Source organism: Rhodococcus sp. MEB064 (assembly GCF_000834565.1).
Taxonomy (GTDB): Bacteria; Actinomycetota; Actinomycetes; order Mycobacteriales; family Mycobacteriaceae; genus Rhodococcoides.
On sequence record NZ_JXQS01000036.1, the window covers coordinates 78344 to 96342 of the forward strand.

Annotated in this window: 15 protein-coding genes; 8 read left to right on the forward strand and 7 right to left on the reverse strand. The window is 68.1% G+C overall.

Annotated features, from left to right (window positions below):
• Positions 1-41: 41 nt before the first annotated feature.
• The 4 genes from RU01_RS22230 (at position 42) to RU01_RS16045 (ending at position 5011) form a co-directional block, all read left to right on the forward strand.
• Positions 42-1361 (forward strand): T3SS (YopN, CesT) and YbjN peptide-binding chaperone 1, encoded by a 1320-nt coding sequence (locus tag RU01_RS22230; RefSeq protein ID WP_052493319.1) that lies wholly within the window; start codon positions 42-44, stop codon positions 1359-1361.
• A 22-nt stretch (positions 1362-1383) separates the two neighbouring features.
• The gene (locus RU01_RS16035) at positions 1384-2529 is read left to right on the forward strand and encodes an alkaline phosphatase family protein (RefSeq protein WP_042575552.1); all 1146 of its coding nucleotides are present in this window, start codon (positions 1384-1386) and stop codon (positions 2527-2529) included.
• A gap of 62 nt (positions 2530-2591) precedes the next feature.
• Positions 2592-3812, forward strand: coding sequence for an LLM class flavin-dependent oxidoreductase (locus tag RU01_RS16040; RefSeq protein ID WP_231568739.1), 1221 nt, complete (start codon positions 2592-2594; stop codon positions 3810-3812).
• Positions 3809-5011 carry an SfnB family sulfur acquisition oxidoreductase gene (locus RU01_RS16045; protein WP_042575553.1) on the forward strand — a complete coding sequence of 401 codons (1203 nt, stop codon included), beginning with the start codon at positions 3809-3811 and terminating at the stop codon, positions 5009-5011. Before RU01_RS16040 ends, RU01_RS16045 begins: the two co-directional genes overlap by 4 nt.
• Here the strand turns inward: RU01_RS16045 and RU01_RS16050 are convergent.
• The 4 genes from RU01_RS16050 to RU01_RS16060 all read right to left on the reverse strand — a co-directional run bounded on the left by RU01_RS16050 (position 4974) and on the right by RU01_RS16060 (position 8474).
• Complete coding sequence (locus tag RU01_RS16050; RefSeq protein WP_231568740.1) at positions 4974-5768, reverse strand: YqjF family protein; 795 nt, start codon at positions 5766-5768, stop codon at positions 4974-4976. The genes RU01_RS16045 and RU01_RS16050 overlap by 38 nt on opposite strands.
• Entirely contained in the window at positions 5761-5886 is a 126-nt protein-coding gene (locus tag RU01_RS23475) for an MFS transporter small subunit (RefSeq protein WP_269430144.1), read from the reverse strand. Before RU01_RS23475 ends, RU01_RS16050 begins: the two co-directional genes overlap by 8 nt.
• A complete protein-coding gene (locus RU01_RS16055) occupies positions 5883-7274 on the reverse strand; it encodes an OFA family MFS transporter (RefSeq protein WP_042575554.1) in 1392 nt (463 codons plus the stop codon). The genes RU01_RS23475 and RU01_RS16055 overlap by 4 nt, the downstream gene beginning before the upstream one ends.
• A gap of 105 nt (positions 7275-7379) precedes the next feature.
• Positions 7380-8474, reverse strand: a complete 1095-nt coding sequence (locus RU01_RS16060; protein ID WP_042575645.1) for a hypothetical protein — start codon at positions 8472-8474, stop codon at positions 7380-7382.
• Positions 8475-8550: 76 nt separating this feature from the next.
• On the opposite strand from RU01_RS16060, the gene malQ reads away from it, so the two are divergent.
• Positions 8551-10662, forward strand: a complete 2112-nt coding sequence (malQ, locus tag RU01_RS16065) for a 4-alpha-glucanotransferase (protein ID WP_042575555.1) — start codon at positions 8551-8553, stop codon at positions 10660-10662.
• Positions 10663-10665: 3 nt separating this feature from the next.
• On the opposite strand, the gene RU01_RS16070 is transcribed toward malQ, so the two are convergent.
• Complete coding sequence (locus tag RU01_RS16070; protein WP_231568741.1) at positions 10666-11853, reverse strand: NAD(P)/FAD-dependent oxidoreductase; 1188 nt, start codon at positions 11851-11853, stop codon at positions 10666-10668.
• Between the two features lie 213 nt (positions 11854-12066).
• Here RU01_RS16070 and RU01_RS16075 point away from each other — a divergent pair, with 213 nt between their 5' ends.
• The 3 genes from RU01_RS16075 to RU01_RS16085 all read left to right on the forward strand — a co-directional run bounded on the left by RU01_RS16075 (position 12067) and on the right by RU01_RS16085 (position 15406).
• Positions 12067-13074 carry a daunorubicin resistance protein DrrA family ABC transporter ATP-binding protein gene (locus RU01_RS16075; RefSeq protein ID WP_042575557.1) on the forward strand — a complete coding sequence of 336 codons (1008 nt, stop codon included), beginning with the start codon at positions 12067-12069 and terminating at the stop codon, positions 13072-13074.
• Positions 13071-13877: an ABC transporter permease gene (locus RU01_RS16080; protein WP_042575558.1), complete on the forward strand. Its 807-nt coding sequence runs from the start codon at positions 13071-13073 to the stop codon at positions 13875-13877. The genes RU01_RS16075 and RU01_RS16080 overlap by 4 nt, the downstream gene beginning before the upstream one ends.
• Before the next feature lie 62 nt (positions 13878-13939).
• A complete protein-coding gene (locus RU01_RS16085) occupies positions 13940-15406 on the forward strand; it encodes a DUF2079 domain-containing protein (RefSeq protein ID WP_082043165.1) in 1467 nt (488 codons plus the stop codon).
• A 4-nt stretch (positions 15407-15410) separates the two neighbouring features.
• Here RU01_RS16085 and RU01_RS16090 read toward each other — a convergent pair whose 3' ends face one another.
• Positions 15411-16358, reverse strand: coding sequence for a hypothetical protein (locus RU01_RS16090; RefSeq protein WP_042575559.1), 948 nt, complete (start codon positions 16356-16358; stop codon positions 15411-15413).
• 49 nt (positions 16359-16407) lie between these two features.
• Positions 16408-17868, reverse strand: coding sequence for a hypothetical protein (locus tag RU01_RS16095; protein ID WP_042575560.1), 1461 nt, complete (start codon positions 17866-17868; stop codon positions 16408-16410).
• Between the last annotated feature and the right edge of the window lie 131 nt (positions 17869-17999).

The window sequence follows — 17999 nt, forward strand, 5'->3', positions numbered from 1 at the left end:
TCCGCGCAAACGTGTCGGTGGGGCGGGTTAGCGTCGGCGACATGGACAGAGTGGACAGTGTGGACGCGACGACCGGCGCTGCGTGGGCAGATTTCCGCGCGATGCTCGCCGATCATCTCGACGCGATGCCGGCGGATGACTCGTTGATCGTGTCGTGCCCGCCCACGGCAGCGGAGCCGGTGTCACCGTGCATCCAGTTCTACGGCTGGGACGACGACACCCTGCGGTGCGAGGTGCTGTCCGACGAGTTCCTGGCTCCCCGTCGCGCGTGGACCGAGGCCGGTCGTGATCTGTTGATCGGCGCCGGTTTCGTCGAGCCTGCGCGGGCGGGGACCGACAGTCCGGACGCGGTGGACGAGGACGTGCCGGTCAACTGGTTCCTCGACCGGTCGCGTCGGTATGCGGACCTGTTCGCGGACGTCGCGGTCCGCATTCTTCACGAGGTGTGGGGTGTGCCGCACCCCGCGTTCGTGCACGTCGGCGGGGATTCTGCGGGCCCGTTGCTCGCCCTGCCCGAGGTGCCGGCCCCTGCCCGCCCGTTCGACACCTTCCGCGCGGTCCGCACCGCGGACGCATCCGAGCGTCGGGTCCTGGTGGAGCAGACACTCCGCCACCTGTTGGGCTTCGTCCCCGAACCCGACGAGGACGGCGACTACCCGTTCCGGCTGGGCCCGGCCTGGCTCTACCTGTGCCTGTCCCCGGGAGCACCGTTCGTGCAGATCCTCGCCCCTCTGGCAGCGGGCGTGACGGATGCGGCGCGGGCTCACGTCGTCGTCAACGACGCCAACCGCCGGTGGCCGCACATCAAGGTGCTTCTGGACGAGGACCGTGTGCTGGCCACGATCGACGTCTCGGTCGTCCCGTTCGTTCCTCAGCAGGTCGTGGACATGTTGGCCGTCATGGAGAAATTCATGGTCGACGCGGCCGGTGATCTGGTGGCCGGTCTGGGCGCCCGGCCGTACCTGGACGCCTTCGGTGAGCCGACGGAACGCGACACCGCCGTCGTACCGGAGGGGTTGCGCGCCATCGTCGAATCGGTGTGGGAGTCGGGGCCGGACCTTTCCTGCGAGGCGGTACTCGAGATGTGCGGGCACAACAGGGCGATCGTCGTGCAGTATCTCGACATCGCTCGTGGACGGGAATCGGCGGCTCTGGAGCGGACTCTGGACGACGAGGATCCCCGCACGGCCGCGTCTGCCGGGCTCGATGCCCGGGTCTGGCGCACCGCGTCCGCCCTTCTCACCGCCGCTCATCGCCGGCTGGCTGCGGACCTCCACGACCCGTCTCGGTCGACGGGGTCGCAGTTGGACCTGTTCGGGACGGACATGGCAGGCGGCACCGGTGACAGTCTGTTCGACTGAGCGCACCCGATAGCCTTCGACTGTGGTGGTTCTCCCGCGTTACGGCGTCGACAGCCTGTCCGAACTCCTCCCGTCCGTGCTGGGAGCGCTCGGTGTCCCGAAGGCACGGGACACGATCGGCCTGGACCTCTCCGGCGCGCAGCGGGTGTGTGTCCTGCTCGTCGACGGACTCGGTGCGCATCAGCTGTCCGGGCACGCCGCGGCGGCGCCCGTTCTGTCGTCGCTCCCGGCACGGTCGATGACCGCGACGTTTCCGTCCACGACGTCGACCAGCCTGGCGTCGCTGGGCACCGGCCGCGCACCGGGCGAGCACGGACTGGTCGGATATCTGACGGCCGTCCCCGGTTTCGACCGCCCGATGAACCCGTTGCACTGGCGCTTGCACGGACAGGGGCCGAAGGTCGACCTGGTGTCCGCCTTGCCACCCGAGGACTTCCAGCCACACCCCACGGTCTTCGAACGCGCCGCGGAGGACGGGATCGCAGTCACGCGTGTCGCCCCGTCGTATCAGCGTGAATCCGGTCTGACGCGCGCAGTTCTGCGAGGTGGTGACTTCGCGTCCTCGGTATCGGCAGGCGACCTCGTCGCGCAGACCTCGCACGCACTTCGCCGCGGCACCCGCTCGCTCGTGTACTCCTACTGGTCGGAACTCGATCTCACCGGTCACGTACGTGGTCCGGATTCCGCAGCGTGGAGGTTCGAGCTGTCCCAGGTCGATTCGATCGTCGCCGGCATTCTCGGCGAGCTGCCTCCCGAGTCAGCCCTGATCGTCACCGCGGATCACGGCATGGTCCAGGTCGGCTCCACGGTCGATGTGGACGCGTCGCCGACGCTGTCCGCGGACGTCCGGATGATCGCCGGTGAACCGCGGGCTCGCCACGTGTTCGCCACCCCCGGAGCGGCCGATGCCGTGCGCGACGCGTGGCGCGAGACCCTCGGGCCCGAGTACCTCGTCGTCGAGCGCGACGACGCCGTCGCCCGCGGATGGTTCGGGCCCACGGTGGGGCCGGACGTGTCGTCGTGCATCGGCGACGTCGTCGCCCTCGCGCTCGGCGACGGCGCCCTCGTGCGCCGCGGCGCCGAGCCCAACCAGTCGGCTCTGCTCGGTCATCACGGATCGTTGACCGACGTGGAGATGGCGATTCCGCTCCTCGTCGCACGGAGCTGACGTTCCGATCGCTGCGATTCCAACCCTGGTCGACGGCGGGACACCGTCCTAGCCTGGCGCGAGTGACTACCGACAAGATCGACCCGACCGACACCATCGACGGGGCGTCTCCCCTGGCGCTGCACTGGTTCCTTCCGACCTACGGCGACAGTCGCTCGATCGTCGGAGGTGGGCACGGAACCCGTGTCGGTACCGCGGGTGGTGACCGCCGCGCCAGCATCGGGTACCTGTCGTCCATCGGACGGGCCGCCGAGGAGTTCGGCTTCACCGGTGCTCTCACCCCCGCCGGCGCCTGGTGCGAAGACGCGTGGCTGACGACGGCCATGCTGGCACGGGAGACCGAGAAGCTCGCCTTCCTGATCGCGTTCCGGCCCGGTCTGATCAGTCCCACTCTCGCCGCGCAGATGTCCGCGACGTTCAGCAACCATGCACCGGGCCGGCTGCTGCTCAACGTCGTCACCGGCGGGGAGGCCCACGAACAACGCCAGTACGGCGACCATCTGTCCAAGGACGAACGCTACGAGCGCACCGACGAGTTCCTCTCGATCGTGCGCGGCCTGTGGCGCGGGGAGTCGGTCACGCACGCGGGCAAACACATTCAGGTGGAGGACGCATCCCTGCCGTTCCTGCCCGATCCCACTCCCCCGCTGTACTTCGGCGGATCGTCACCCGCAGCAGGGCCGGTGGCGGCCGACCATTCCGACGTCTATCTCACCTGGGGTGAGCCGACGGCAGCCGTCGCGACGAAGATCGACTGGATCCGCGGCCTCGCCGCCGAGCGTGGACGAACCGTGAGGTTCGGCATCCGGTTGCACGTCATCACGCGGGACACATCCGAGGAGGCATGGCGCCAGGCAGGTGCTCTGGTCGAGGCGCTGGGTGAGGACGCGGTGGCCACGGCCCAGTCCAATCTCGCGCGCAGTGAATCGGTGGGCCAACGGGCGATGCTCGCCCTGCACGAGGAGAGTCGTCGGTCCGGATCGTGGAAGGACCCGCGGGCACTCGAGATCGCACCGAACCTGTGGGCGGGTGTCGGCCTGGTCCGCGGCGGAGCCGGCACCGCGCTGGTCGGGAGCCACACCGAGGTCGCCGACCGCATCGCAGAGTACGCCGCCATCGGCATCGACGAGTTCGTCTTCTCCGGATACCCGCACCTCGAGGAGCTGTACTGGTTCGGCGAAGGAGTCATCCCGCAGCTTCGACGTCGCGGCCTCTTCACCGCCGGCCAGGCCGCCCGCGCGGCGGGACACACACCGTTCCTGCCTGCCTCGAGTCCCCGGTGACCGTGCCACCGCTTCTCGACGACGCCGCCGCACTCGCCGTGGCGACCGCACTGGGTGCCAAGATCGCGCCGTCCGCCGACGAGCGTGACAGGGATCGCCGCCTTCCCGGGCCGGAGCTCGACCTGCTGTCCGCGTCGGGGCTGCTGGGCATCACCGTTCCCCGCGAGTTCGGTGGCGCACCCGTGTCCGTGCGGACGCTGGCGTCGGTGTTCATGGCGCTGGCCCGAGGTGATGCCAGCATCGCGCAGATCCCACAGAGCCACATGACCTTCCTCGAGGCGCTGAGACTGCAGGGATCGGAGGACCAACAGCGGAGGTTCTTCGCGGAAGCCTCGGCGGGCAAACGATTCGCCAATGCGCAGAGCGAACGCGGGACACCGTCGATCGCGATCGACTGGACCACCTTCGAGCCTGCGCCGGACGGTACTCACGTGGCCAACGGCCGGAAGTTCTACTCGACGGGGGCCCTGTTCGCGCAGTGGCTGGTCGTTCGCGGAGTCGTCGGCGATATCGCCGACCCGCAGTCCCAGCGCCGAAAGGTGTTGGCGTACATCCCCGCCGACACACCCGGAGTGCGTATCGACGACGACTGGGACGGCCTCGGTCAACGCACGACCTCGAGCGGAACGGTGACTCTGACCGATGTCGTCGTGCCGGACGGCGCCGTGGTTCCGTACTCGGCAATTTTCGACACCAGCACCACCTACGGCGCCAGAGCTCAACTTCTGCACGCCGCGATCGATGCGGGAATCGCTCGCGCCGCCGTCGACACGGCGCGCGACGTCGTCGTCCTGGCGCGGCCCGCGGTCGATGCCGGTGTCGACTCAGCGGATCGGGATCCGTTGCTGATCCAGCAGTTCGGCGACATCGAGATCGCGGTGCGCAGCGCCGAAGCCTTGGTGCGCGAGGCCGGAAGCGCCATCGACGACGCCGAACACACCCTCACCGCGGACACCGCGGCGGCAGCATCCGTCGCGACCGCCGCGGCGAAGGTGTCGTCCACCCGCGCCGCGCTCGACGCCACCGCGGCAGTGTTCGATGCAGGCGGGACACGCAGCGCCGCAGCGTCATCGAGACTGGATCGACTCTGGCGCGACGCTCGGACCCATACCCTGCACGATCCGGTGCGGTGGAAGACGCAGCACGTCGGCCGCTACGCACTCACCGGCGCTCATCCACCTCGGCACGGCCTGGTCTGACCGGGGTCGCGAGGTACGGCCGTCCGAACTGGGTACGGACACCGTCGGAGTAGAGCACCGAGTCGGGTGGCCGAGTCGCGAGCGCTCCGAGACCGGCGGCGGCGATCAGATCGTCGTCGCATCGCACCAGGGTCGCGTCGCGCAGAGGCCACCGTCGGTGCGTATTGGGAACGAAGACGGGTCGTCCTGCGACGGAGGTATGCATTCCCCAGCGGGCGGTCAGGAAGACGGACAACGGATCGTCGGACATGTCGCGCGTTCCCGGCGCCACGACGAAGTCGGTGGTGGCGTTCCGATGCGGCGGCGCGAGGCGACGGGAGCGGTACCCCACCGTGCGCTCGGGGTCGTCGACGCCGCTGTCGAGGATGTCGATGTGCGACCACCGGTAGCGCACTCCGGCTGCGTTGGTGGCGAGGACGACGGCCGCGCGCGTGGCGTCCAGTGACCGGAAGACCACCCCTCGACGACCGTCGCCGTCGCGGCTGTACAGGCGGACGTTGATCTCCCCGAACGTACCGAGGTGCGGAACCGGCCGGCCGTACCCGAGACCGGCACCGACCATTTCGAAGCCGATCAGCCCCACGTACGTGAATCCGTCATAGGTGTCCGGTGCGATGCCGCGCGGCAGCAACGGCGCCACGATATGCGGCTCGACACGCCAGTGCAGGAACACCAGCCGCTCCCACCGTTGGTCCATGACCACCGGTCGAGGAAGGACAGGAGGTCGCGGCCAGAGATCGACGCTCCGGTCAGCCACCGAACAAATTCTTGGCCTTGAGTATCAGCTCGTACACGCCCCAGACGAACGGCACACCGACCCACAGCCACGACACCGCTACGACGGGTACACGTGCACCCTTCTTCGCCTCGCTCATACCTTCGCCTCTTTCGTGTCCGCCGACTCTCCGTCGGTCGCGGCCGATCCCGGGTCCTGTGCTGCCGGATCCGGCTCCGAGTACTTCGGATCGACAGGCTTGATCAGTTCGTTCGCGACAAATCCGACGACCAGCAACACGATCATGACGACGAAGGCGGGGACGTACCGCCCGGTGCTGCCCTCGTCCCCCATGTCCGCGATCGCGTTGACGATCAGTGGCCCCAGCACACCGGCCACGGACCATGCCGTCAGCAGTCGCCCGTGGATCGCACCCACCTGGTAGGTGCCGAACAGGTCGCGCAGGTACGCAGGAGCCGTGGCGAAGCCGGCGCCGTAGAAGGACAGGATGACCATCGCGCTGACGAGGAAGAGCACCTTGTTCGTGTTCGTGAACAGGGAGATGTAGAGGTAGAGAAGTGCACCGACGCCGAGGTACAGGCGGTAGATGTTCTTCCGTCCGACGAGGTCCGAGACCGACGACCACACGAAACGACCGAGCATGTTGGTGAGCGAGAGGAACGCCACGAAACCTGCCGCGGCGGTCACCACGGACTCCGGTGAGGTGGGGTCGGGGAAGAAGTCGGTGTAGATGCCGGCAGCCCGCTCGAGGATGCCGATGCCGGCGGTGACGTTGAAGCACAGCACCACCCACAGCAACCAGAACTGCGGGGTCTTGACCGCGCTGGCCGCGGACACGCGGGCCGTGTGCTCACCTGCCGGAGTCTGCGGGGGTGTCCAGCCCGCCGGTGTCCAGTCGTCGGCCGGGACGCGGATCAGCACGACGCCGAGCGCCATGAAGACGGCATAGCCGAGACCGAGGGTGAGGAACGTCGTGGCGATCGAGGAGTCGGTGTTACCGCCGTAGGCGGACAGGAGCTTGGTGGTCAGCGGTGACGCAACGAGTGCTCCACCACCGAATCCCATGATGGCGATACCCGTCGCCATGCCCGGGCGGTCCGGGAACCACTTGATCAGTGTGGACACCGGGGAGATGTAGCCGATGCCGAGACCGATGCCGCCGACCAGTCCGTAGCCGACGATGACGAGCCAGAACCAGCCGAGACTCATGCCGAGCGCGGAGATGAGCAACCCGGAGCTGAAGAAGATCAGCGACATCGTCATGGCCCAGCGCGGGCCGTGTTCCTCCACCTTCGTGCCGAGCACTGCGGCAGAGAGGCCCAGCATCACGATGGCCAACTGGAACGGGAGGGCGGTGACGGTCCCGCTCAGCCCCATCGCGGTGTCGGAGGAGATCGCGGCCTTGAACACGCTCCACGCGTAGGCCTGGCCTATCGCCAGGTGGATCGCGAGCGCCGCCGGCGGGACGAGCCAGCGGCTCCATCCCGGTGGCGCGACGATGCGGGCACGTTCGAGTACTGCTGGCATGGAGTAGTCCTTCCGGCACGGATCACGCGCTCGGACGACGACCGCGTACTACGAGGAATGGACCGATGGGACTCGATCCAAACAAGCGCGGCGCCGGGTACGGACTCAGAGTGTGTCGCGGGAGATCTGATCGGAGACCGAATGGGTGTTGTCGGCCGAGATCTCGCGGGTACCGGACCGCGAGATCAGGTCGTCTATCCGGTGGTCCAGACCCACTGCCCTCTGCATCGCGTCCAGACTCCGGTGCTCGACTTCCGCGACCGAGATTTCGTCGACCACTCGCGACAGCGCCGCGACCCGCTCGATGACCTGATCCCAGACGGGGATCAGATCGGCGCGGCGAGTGAGCACTTCCCGACGCCCCTCGTCGTCCACGGTGTCACCCTGCGCCTCGAACGCCTCGGTCAGCTCGGCGTCGAGCTGGGCGAGCGCGACCACGTCCACCGCGATCTGTACCAACTCCAGGCCCGGGTCGAGCTGCGCGCGGGCCACCGCGAACAGGTCCGACCGCCAGATGCGGGAGGACATGATGCGGTCGTGATACCGACCTGCCAGGAACAGGATCGTGTCGTACCGGTCGGCGAACCGGTCGGCGTCCGCGCCTGCGAGGGTGCGCACGACGTCCGCGCCGCGAGCGTTCACCGCATCGAGTCGTTCCGCTGCGACGCCGCCCAGAATCTCGCGGGCCCGCGCCAGTGGTCCGGGGCCCACTCCGAGCGGTGTCGGCGTGTACGTCAGTGCCTCGAAGAGTGCGGTCCTCTGATCGACGTCGAGATGGATGCCCTCACGACGCTCGCGGCGGATGGCTCTGACTCCCGACGCGTACTGCGCCGAGTTCATGACGAAGCGGGTGCGTAACGATCCCAATCGCCGTTCGAGCATGACACGCCGCTGCAGCAGAGCGAGCTTCGTCGGCCCGGTACGTAGGCCGCTCAGCCTGTCGTCGATCCATCGGAGTTCCTCGGTGATCAGGCGCAGCACTCCGAAACCGCCGAGCGCGGGGAATGTCCGACCCGCGCGCAGGCGCGCGAGCGCGGTCTCACGAGTGGTCTCGTCCAGACGGCCGATGGCGATGAGTACCGCAGCCCTGTCCGACAGCGGCTCGGGTCGGTCGGTCGACCGCTCCACCCGTGTCGACTCCGTGATGGTCCGCACCGTGTCCGCTCGGCGTGCACGCTCGTCCGTGGGGTCGCTCGTCATGTCCGACACCTCCTTGCCCTCCACTGTCCCAGACACAGGAGGGAAAGCGAGTACGTCCGGCCCCTAGAATCGAGGAGTGACGAACATCGAACGACTACGCCACCTCGCCGGACTGCACGGCGTCGCCACGTCGTACGAGGGCTGGGACAAAGCCCGTCGTGACGTGCACGAATCCACGCTGCGGTCCGTGCTCGGCGCTCTCGACGTCAGCACCGACAGCGACGACGACATCGAACTGGCGATCTCCGCGCATGCTGATGCTCCGTGGCGCCGCACCCTGCCGCCCGTCGTGGTGGTGACGTCGGACGTCACGAGCGCGGACGAGTCGTCGCGCGTCCGAGTCCACGTACCGCACGGAACGGCCGTCACCGTGACCGTGGAGGTCGAGGACGGAACCACGCGCGACGCCGAGCAGATGGATGTGTGGGTCGATCCTCGGGAGGTCGACGGTGCGCTGGTCGGGAGAGCGACGTTCGCGGTCCCCGAGGGGCTTCCCCTCGGATGGCACACCCTGCGCGCTCGCGGCGACGACGGCCTCGACGAGTCGTGCACCCTGGTCGTCACGCCGGCCCGTCTGTCCACCACCCGGGCCCTGTCCGACCGTCAGCGGTGGGGCGTCCTGGCGCAGCTGTACTCCATCAGGTCCGCACAGTCGTGGGGAATCGGCGACTTCGCCGACCTCTCCGACATGGCCTCGATTCTCGGCGCGGATCACGGCGCGGACTACGTGTTGGTCAACCCTCTCCACGCAGCCGCGCCGCGGCCCCCGATCGAAGCATCGCCGTACCTGCCGACGACGCGACGGTTCTTCAATCCGCTCTACATCAGGATCGAGAACATCCGCGAGACAGCGATGCTCCCGCGTGACAAGTACGCACGGATCCGTGACACCGCGCGTCGACTGCATCGCGCGAACTCCCGCACCGACGACCTGGACCGTGACAAGTCGTTCCGCGCGAAACTGCGCGCGCTCGAAGCGATCTTCCTCGTTCCGCGGAGCGCCTCGCGCCAGGCCGCCTTCGACGAGTTCCGGGAAGCCGAGGGAATCGGCCTGCGGAACTTCGCCACCTGGTGCGCATTGACCGAGAAGCTGTCGCCCGGTGACCCTCGCTGGCACGACAAGGCGGTCGGTCCCGGAACGCCGTGGGTGCGGCGTCAGCAGGAGAAGCTGGCGCACCGCATCGAGTTCTTCTCCTGGCTGCAGTGGATCTGCGACGAGCAGCTGGCCGAGGCGCAGGCCACCGCGCACCGTGCCGGCATGGAGATCGGCGTCGTCCACGATCTGGCTGTGGGAGTTCAGCTTTCGGGTGCCGACGCCTGGTCGCTGGGCTCGGCGCTGGCCGACGGGGTCACGGTAGGCGCGCCACCGGACGACTTCAATCAGCAGGGCCAGCAGTGGAACCAGCCTCCATGGCGCCCGGATCGCTTGGCGGAGTTGGGGTATGCGCCCTACCGGGACATGCTCCGCACCGTGCTCAAGCACGCGGGCGGACTGCGTGTCGACCACATTCTGGGTCTGTTCCGCCTCTGGTGGATCCCCACCGACGCCGACAGTCCCGCCGATGGCACGTACGTCACGTACGACCACGAGGCGCTGATCGGCATTCTCGCCCTCGAGGCGGAGCTGGCCGGGGCAGTGGTGATCGGCGAAGACCTCGGAGTCTTCGAGCCCGTCGTCCAGGACTACCTCGCCGAGCGCGGCGTTCTCGGGACGTCCATCCTGTGGTTCGAACGGGACGAGGACGGCCCCATCGCTCCCGAGAAGTATCGCGAGTTGTGCCTGAGTTCGGTGACGACTCACGACCTTCCGCCCACCGCCGGCTACCTGGCGGGCGAGCACATCGATCTGCGCTCGCGACTCGGACTGCTCGAGCGGGACGTGGAGGACGAACGCGAGCAGGACGAGGCTCAGCGCGAGGAAGTGCTGGATCTCGCGCGTGAACGCGGACTGCTGGCGGACGACGTCGACACGGGCGAGACGGTGTCTGCGCTGTACCGGCTGATCCAGCGCAGCCCGTCGCTGCTCATCGGAGTCGCGCTGGTCGACATGGTGGGCGAGCACCGGATCCAGAATCAGCCGGGGACGGACGAGACCCAGTACGAGAACTGGCGGATCCCCCTCGCGGACGGCGCGGGCCGCGCCGTCCGCGTGGAGGATCTGCGACGCGCAGACCCTCTCGTGGAATAGGGGTCAGATCGTGCCGAGCAACGACGCCGATTCGCGGGCGTCGTTGCTCGCCAACAACTCTCGAGCTGTGTCGAGCCCCTCCCACACGTTCCACATCAGCACTCCGCGCACGATCTTGTCGTCGTCGAGGTAGTAGACGACGCCCTCCTTGCCGGGCGTCTTCCAGTCCTCGACCATGGTGAGGTCGGCGCTCATCGTTCCCACGGCCTGGTAGCCGTTGTCGAACACGTCCGAGTAGAAGTACGGCGTGTAGGTGTACGGCTCGGTCGATCCCGCCATGATCTTTCCGACGGTCTGTCCCATGCTGTTCGCGTTGTCCACGTGCTCGATACGGCGGCGCCCGAGGATCGCGTCCGGGTAGCTGGCCACGTCGCCGGCGGCGTAGATGTCCGGGTCCGCGGTCCGCAGGAACTCGTCGACGACGATGCCGTTGTCGACGGCCAGACCTGCATCTTCGGCCAACGTCGTGTTCGGAGCGACACCGAGGCCGAACACCACCGCGTCGGCGTCGATCGTGGAGCCGTCGCTCAGAGTCAGGGAGACCGAGTCACCCTGTCGGCGCCCCGAGTCCACCTTCACGCCGGTCTTGACGGTGACACCGTGATCCTCGAAATCCTTCTGGAAGGCCTGCGCGAGGTCCGCGGGGAACATATGTCCCCCGACGACGTCGTCGCTGCTGACGAAGGTCACGGTGGCGTCGTTCTGAACCAACGCCGCCGCCAATTCGGTACCGATGTAACCGCCGCCGACCACGACGACGTGGGTGCCGGACGTCGCCAGTGCGCGCAGTGTCCGGTAGTCCTCGAAGGTGCGGAAGTAGATCACGCGGTCCGACGGCTCGAGATCCAGCTGACGAGGCGACGCGCCCGTGGCCAGCAGAAGCCTCGAGTACCGGTACGTGTCCCCCGAGTCGGTGGTGACCGTGTGGGCGTCGCGATCGATCGCCGTGACCGTGGTCGACAGGATCAGCGTCGCTCCGGTGTCGGCGGTTCCCAGCGGCACCTCGTCCCGACCGAAGTCGGAGTCGGTCCACAGCTTCTTGCTCAACGCCGGCCGCGTGTACGGACCGTCGGCGTCGGAACCGATGATGGCGATGCTGCCGTTCGAGTCGAGTTCCCGGATGCCTCTGGCCGCGTTGTCCGCCACCATTCCGCCGCCGACGATGACGTAGTCGTAACTGCTCTCGGACACGTGTACCCCTCTTCTGTTCATGCTTCGGTGCGCACGAGGCCGAGATGGGCCGTGCGTCGCCTGAACTGCGGATAGCCGAACGGTCTCTCGGGGAAACGTGCGGTGGTGGGGGCCACGTCCGGTGTCGGTACCCCGTGCTGTGATGAGTTTCCGCGGTGGGCCGAGTCCTCACCTCGAACGCTCACCGCGTCGTCCGTCCGGAAGGGATCTCACATGGCTGCACGTGGACCGGGAGGCCCCGCCATCACGGCGGTAGGTCTGACGAAGCGCTACGGGAATGTCGACGCGCTCGACGGCCTCGACCTCGAAGTACCGGAGGGCACCGTGATGGCCCTGCTGGGGCCCAACGGTGCCGGCAAGACCACCACCATCCGCGTCCTGACCACGTTGCTCCGGGCGGATTCGGGCACCGCACACGTCGCGGGGCTCGACGTCGTCGCCGATGCCGCGGAGCTCCGCTCACGCATCGGGGTGTCCGGGCAGTACTCGGCGGTGGACGAGTACCTGACGGGTTTCGAGAACCTCGACATGGTGGGCCGGCTGTACCACCTGGGCAAGAAGCGCAGTCGTGACCGCGCCCGCGAACTTCTCGAACGCTTCGATCTCGTCGACGCGGCGGACCGGCCGGTCAAGGGCTACTCGGGCGGTATGCGACGCAGGCTCGACCTCGCCGGTGCACTGGTCGCCGACCCGCCCGTTCTGTTCCTGGACGAGCCCACGACGGGGCTCGATCCACGTGCCCGGCTCGAACTCTGGTCGGTCATCGAGGAACTGGTCGAGGGCGGGACCACGTTGCTGCTCACCACCCAGTACCTGGAAGAAGCCGACCAGCTGGCCGACCAGATCGCCGTGATCGACCGCGGGCGCGTGATCGAACGCGGCACCGCCGACGAACTGAAGTCCCGAGTCGGAGGCTCGCGGCTCGACTTCGTGTTGGCCGACGAGGCAGATCTCTCGACCGCCGCGTCGGTGATGGAACGGTTCGCCCCCGGTCAGGTCACGCAGGACGCCGCGTCCCGGCACCTGACCGTCGGCGCCGAGGACGGCACGACGACGTTCGTCGACGCTCTGGTGCTTCTCCGTGAGAACGGGGTCACTCCGGTAGACGCGTCGCTGGGCAAGCCCAGCCTGGACGACGTGTTCCTCTCCCTCACCGGCCACGACTCGAGCCGACCCGACACCGACACCACGAGCCCGGCGACGACGAAGGAGTCGAGATGACCAACTCCGCAGCAGTGGCACTCAGCGACGGAGCCACCATCGCGAGGCGAAACCTGATCAAGATCAAGCGGGTACCGGACCTCATCGTGTTCACGCTGCTGTCGCCGATCATGTTCGTCCTGGTCTTCGCCTACATCTTCGGATCGGCCATCGAGATTCCCGGCATGTCGTACCGCGAGTTCCTCATTGCCGGCATTTTCGCGCAGACGGTGATCTTCGGGTCCACATGGACGGGACTCGGGCTGGCCGAAGACATGCAGAAGGGCATCATCGACCGGTTCCGCTCGTTGCCGATGGCACCGTCCGCAGTCCTGGTAGGCCGGACCAGCAGCGACATCATCATCAACGTCATCAGCCTCGTGGTGATGTCTCTGACGGGCCTTCTCGTCGGATGGCGTATCCGGTCGTCGTTCTGGGAGGCAGTCGGCGGGTTCGCGTTGCTCCTGCTCTTCGCCTACGCGCTGTCGTGGGTGATGGCGGTGATCGGTCTGTGGATCCGGACACCCGAGGTGTTCAACAACGCCAGCTTCATCGTCATCTTTCCGCTGACCTTCATCGCGAACACGTTCGTGCAGAGCCAGGACCTGCCGGGCATTCTGCAACCGATCGCGGAATGGAATCCCGTGTCGGCCATCACCCAGGCCAGCCGCGTGCTCTTCGGGAACACGAATCCGACCATGCCGCCTCCCGATGCGTGGCCGCTCCAGCATCCGGTACTGGCCACACTGGGCTGGTCGATTCTGATCCTGGTGATCTTCGTGCCCTTCGCCATCAACCGGTACAAGAATGCGGTCAGCCGCTGATCCAGCATCGGCTACCGCAATCACGGCCCGATTACCGCGCAGTCGTGTAATACCTTTGATTCGTGACGGCTACATCTTCTTCCAGCGTCGCGGCCGCGGAATCGTCCGCGGCCGCGTCTCGTCGTCGCCCGTCCGTCCGCACCGCGGCAGCCCGTGTGCGCCGCGCAGACGTCGCGATCCCGGCCGTCGCCTTCCTGCTACTCGCCCCGCTGTACTCCGCGTTGTCCGTCGTCGGCCAGCATCAACTCCGCACATCGGGCTTCGACCTGGGGATCTTCGTCCAGCAGATCGCGTCGTACTCTCGGCTCGAGGCGCCGACGTCGGACCTCCTCGGTACTGGCTACAACACGCTCGGCGACCACTTCTCCCCGATCACCGTGCTGTTGGCACCGTTCTACCGCCTCGCCCCGAGCCCCGAGACGCTGCTCGTGGCTCAGGGAGTTCTCTTCGCGGTGGGCGTCGTGCCGCTTACTCGCTGGGCTCTGCGCAGCCTCGGGAGAACCGCCGCCGTCGTCGTCGCGCTGGGGTACGGGTTGTCCTGGGGACTGCAGTCGGCCCTCAATTTCGATTTCCACGAGATCGCGTTCGGCGTGCCCCTCATGGCCTTCGCGATGGCGGCACTGGGCGAAGGTCGATGGCGCACGGCGCTCGCGTGGACGCTGCCCCTCGTCTTCGTCAAGGAGGACATGGGCCTGACCGTCATCGTCATCGGCGCACTCGTGGCGTGGTGGACGACCGGCCGGACCCGCATCTTGGGGCTCGCGACGGCGGCATGGGGTGCAGCGTGGACCGTTCTGGCCGTCGGAGTCATCATTCCGATGCTGAGCGCGGACGACGAGTACGGCCAGGGTTCCAAACTCCCACCTCTCGGCGAAGGCATCGCCGATACGACGCACGGCCTGGTCAGCGGTGATTCCCGCGCTGCCACGGTGTTGCTGCTCCTCGCGATCACCGGGTTCGCTGCGCTGCGATCACCGCTCACACTCGTCGCCGTTCCGACGGTCGCGTGGCGGTTCCTCAGCGACAACACCAACTTCTGGAAGCCGATCTTCCACTACAACGCCCTCTTGATGCCCATCCTCTTCGCCGCACTGATCGACGCGCTGGTGCGAGGCCGGCGGGACATGCATCTGTCGAAGCGAGCCGAGCGCGTCGTGTTGGCGACCGTCGCCCTGGTCGCCGTGGTCGCGCTACCGTTCCAACCACTCGCGAGACTCGCCAACTCCGACGGCTGGCGGGTCGACCCCCAGGTCGTCACCATGCAGTCGATCTCGGAGCAGATTCCGCCCGGCGACCGTGTGGCGGCCTCGAACAACCTGGTCCCTCAGCTGGTGTCGGATCACCCCGTCACCGTGTTCCCCCAGCGAGCCACCGACTCCACGGTGCCCGACTGGATCGTCGTCAACATGGGTCGACCCCCCGGCTGGCCGAAGGATCGCGCCGGGGACAACACGGCCATCAGTGCCGCGCTCGCCGACGGCTACCGCGTGGTGTCGGACGTGAACGGCATCCTGCTCCTGCGTCGATGACGCGCTAGCGACCCGGCACAGGGTTCGTCCAGCCGGGATTCGTCCGGTCGGAATTCGGCGAGCTGCTGCGGTCGGACGACGGGTGCACCGACTGCGCGCTGGTGTCCGCCGTCGACGGGGGCGGCGACGGGTTGCTCATCGTTGCCGCGCGACCCGCGTCCTGCGGCACGGTGTCCGTGTCGTCGTCACCGGGCGGCGGTGACGGAGGATCTACGGGATCACGGTCGGGGTCCGGCCCGGAATGGGGCGTCGGCCCGCCGGAATGCACCTGAGGCGTGGGCGGGAGTGGGGCCGGGCCCGGTCCGGGAGCCGGCTCGGGCCGGGCCGGCTCGCGACGGCGCTCGGGCTCGGGTGCCACCGCTGCCGGCAGCGTCTCCGGCGCGGGCTCGGGCACCACGACGGGTTCTTCCTCTGCGGGGGCCACCGGCGCGGCCGGGGCGGCATCGGTCGGAGGGGCAGCCGTCGGCGGTGCAGCGGTCGGCGGCGCAGCGTCGAGGGGCGGCGCGGGGGCTACTGCCGCCGGGGGCGGGGTGATGCCGGGGATCTCGAACGGGAGAGGCGGCAACTGCCAGACGAAGGGGGCGGGCGCCGTGCCGTTCTGCACTGCGGCAGCCTGCTCCTCCCGTCGCTCCTGACGGGCGTCGGCGTCCCTCTTCTCCTGCGCCTCGGCTTCCGCGGCGGCCTCGTCCGCTGCCTTCTGCTCCCTCTTGCGCGCTGCGTCCTCCGCGGCGAGTTCCTTCGCCGACAGATCCTCCCGGCGACGCTTTTCCGCCAACTTCTCCGCCGACGTCATCGACGCATCGGGCGAGGTCGAGGTCGGCGCGGCAGACGCCGTGGGCGCGAGCGTGACCGACGCGCACGTCAGCAGGCCCCACGTCCCGACCACCATCGCGCCCGCCATCAGTCCTGGCACGACACCCGGTCGACGTGTGGTGGGAAGGCGGTGCGTCATGACTGGTGGTCTCTTTCGACGAGAGGTCGGAGGGATGGCGTACGGGCGGTCACGAGGGAGGACACACGCCCGTGCAGTCGATCTTGCGCACGATCTCGAACCCGTCGACACCGTCCCTGACGGTGAACTGCTGGTCGTACCGGAAGTCGCGCCCGTCGGGAAGCGTCAGGGTCAGCACGGCGTCGAACACCGAGGCATTCGCCGTCGCCGTGATGTCGATGCGGTGACGAATCGCCGGGTCGACGGCATCGATGGAGCGCTGCAGGTCGGCGACGGCCGACGCGTCCCCACCGGTCTCGGACAGATCCCACAACGCCGCGGCGGCCGTGGCATCTCGGTCGCGGTAGTACAGATCGTCGTAATGGGTGATCACCGCGGGTCCGCTGGCCCGTGTCGGGTCCACTGCCGGAGCGGCAGGTGTCGACACCGACTGAGATGTGGTGGCGGCAACCGGGTCGGCCTGCCGCAGCATCACCGTCGCAGCCAGACCTCCGACCACGGTCAGTGCTACCAGCGCTGCGAGAACGGGAAGTCGGCCCGACCGTCGCCGGCGGACGGTGTCGGACGAGCGTGCCCGCAACGTCGCCGTGGTGACGTCGAACGACGACGACGGTGCCACGACATTCGACAGGGTGTCACCGGACCGGTCGATATCGTGATCCTCGCGCCGAACGGGTCCCCGCGGACGGGTGACGACAGCGGCGACGTGCGACCACGCGCGGCGGACGTCGGCATCGGTCTCGCGGCGATCCGGCGAGGCAACCGGAGGCACGTCGAGTACGGTCCGGACTCCGGCTTCTCCGAGTGTTCGGCGGATGTCGGTGGATCCGGGACTCGACATCGACTGTGTCGCATCGTATTTGACGACGACAACGCGCTCGGTCCAGTGAGCATGTCCGGATTCCCTCAGCTCGTCGAGGACGGTGACCACTCTCTCGGCGGCATCCTCGGCGTGGGGCATCGGGAAGACGACGACGTCGGCCCCGTCGAGGAGGCGCAGGAACGACGGCTGGCCATGGCGGGCGTGAACGACGACGGTCTGACGATGGTGCGTCAGCACGGTGAGGACATCTTCGATCTCGAGGTCGCCCAGCGGGGGTGCGTCGGCGGACAGTACCTCGTGCCCGCGCGCGCCGTGGTCGAGATAGAGGGACAGCGCGCGGGGGTCGCATTCGGGCGACAGGAGATCGTCGGCGTTCGCGGCGATGCGGCGGGCAGGCGAGTCCGACTGCTGCTCACCGGCGAGATCCCACGCGACGACACCACCGGGGCGATGCTCACCGACAGCGGCGGCCAACTCGCGGAGGGTGTCGACGCTCCAGTTCCCGTGCAGACCCAGTTCGGCGACCACGATGCGATGCCGAACCGGGAGAGCGCCGGCGAGGATCCTCGAGTCGTTCCGATCGATGCCCGAGTCGGCAGAACCGGATGGACTGGCCAGTGAGGCGAATCTGCGCACGCGGTCGTGCCCGGCGCCGCGAGGAGACTCCCTGTCGAGGAATGTCGCCATCAGAAGCCGGACGCCGACGCCTGCGGGCCGAGCGCGGAAACGTTCGATCGACCGTGAATATGCGTCATCCGTCGAACCCCCGTCCCGTTCCCACCCCTGTAACGGTCTCCCCGACCGCAGTCGTGGAGAAT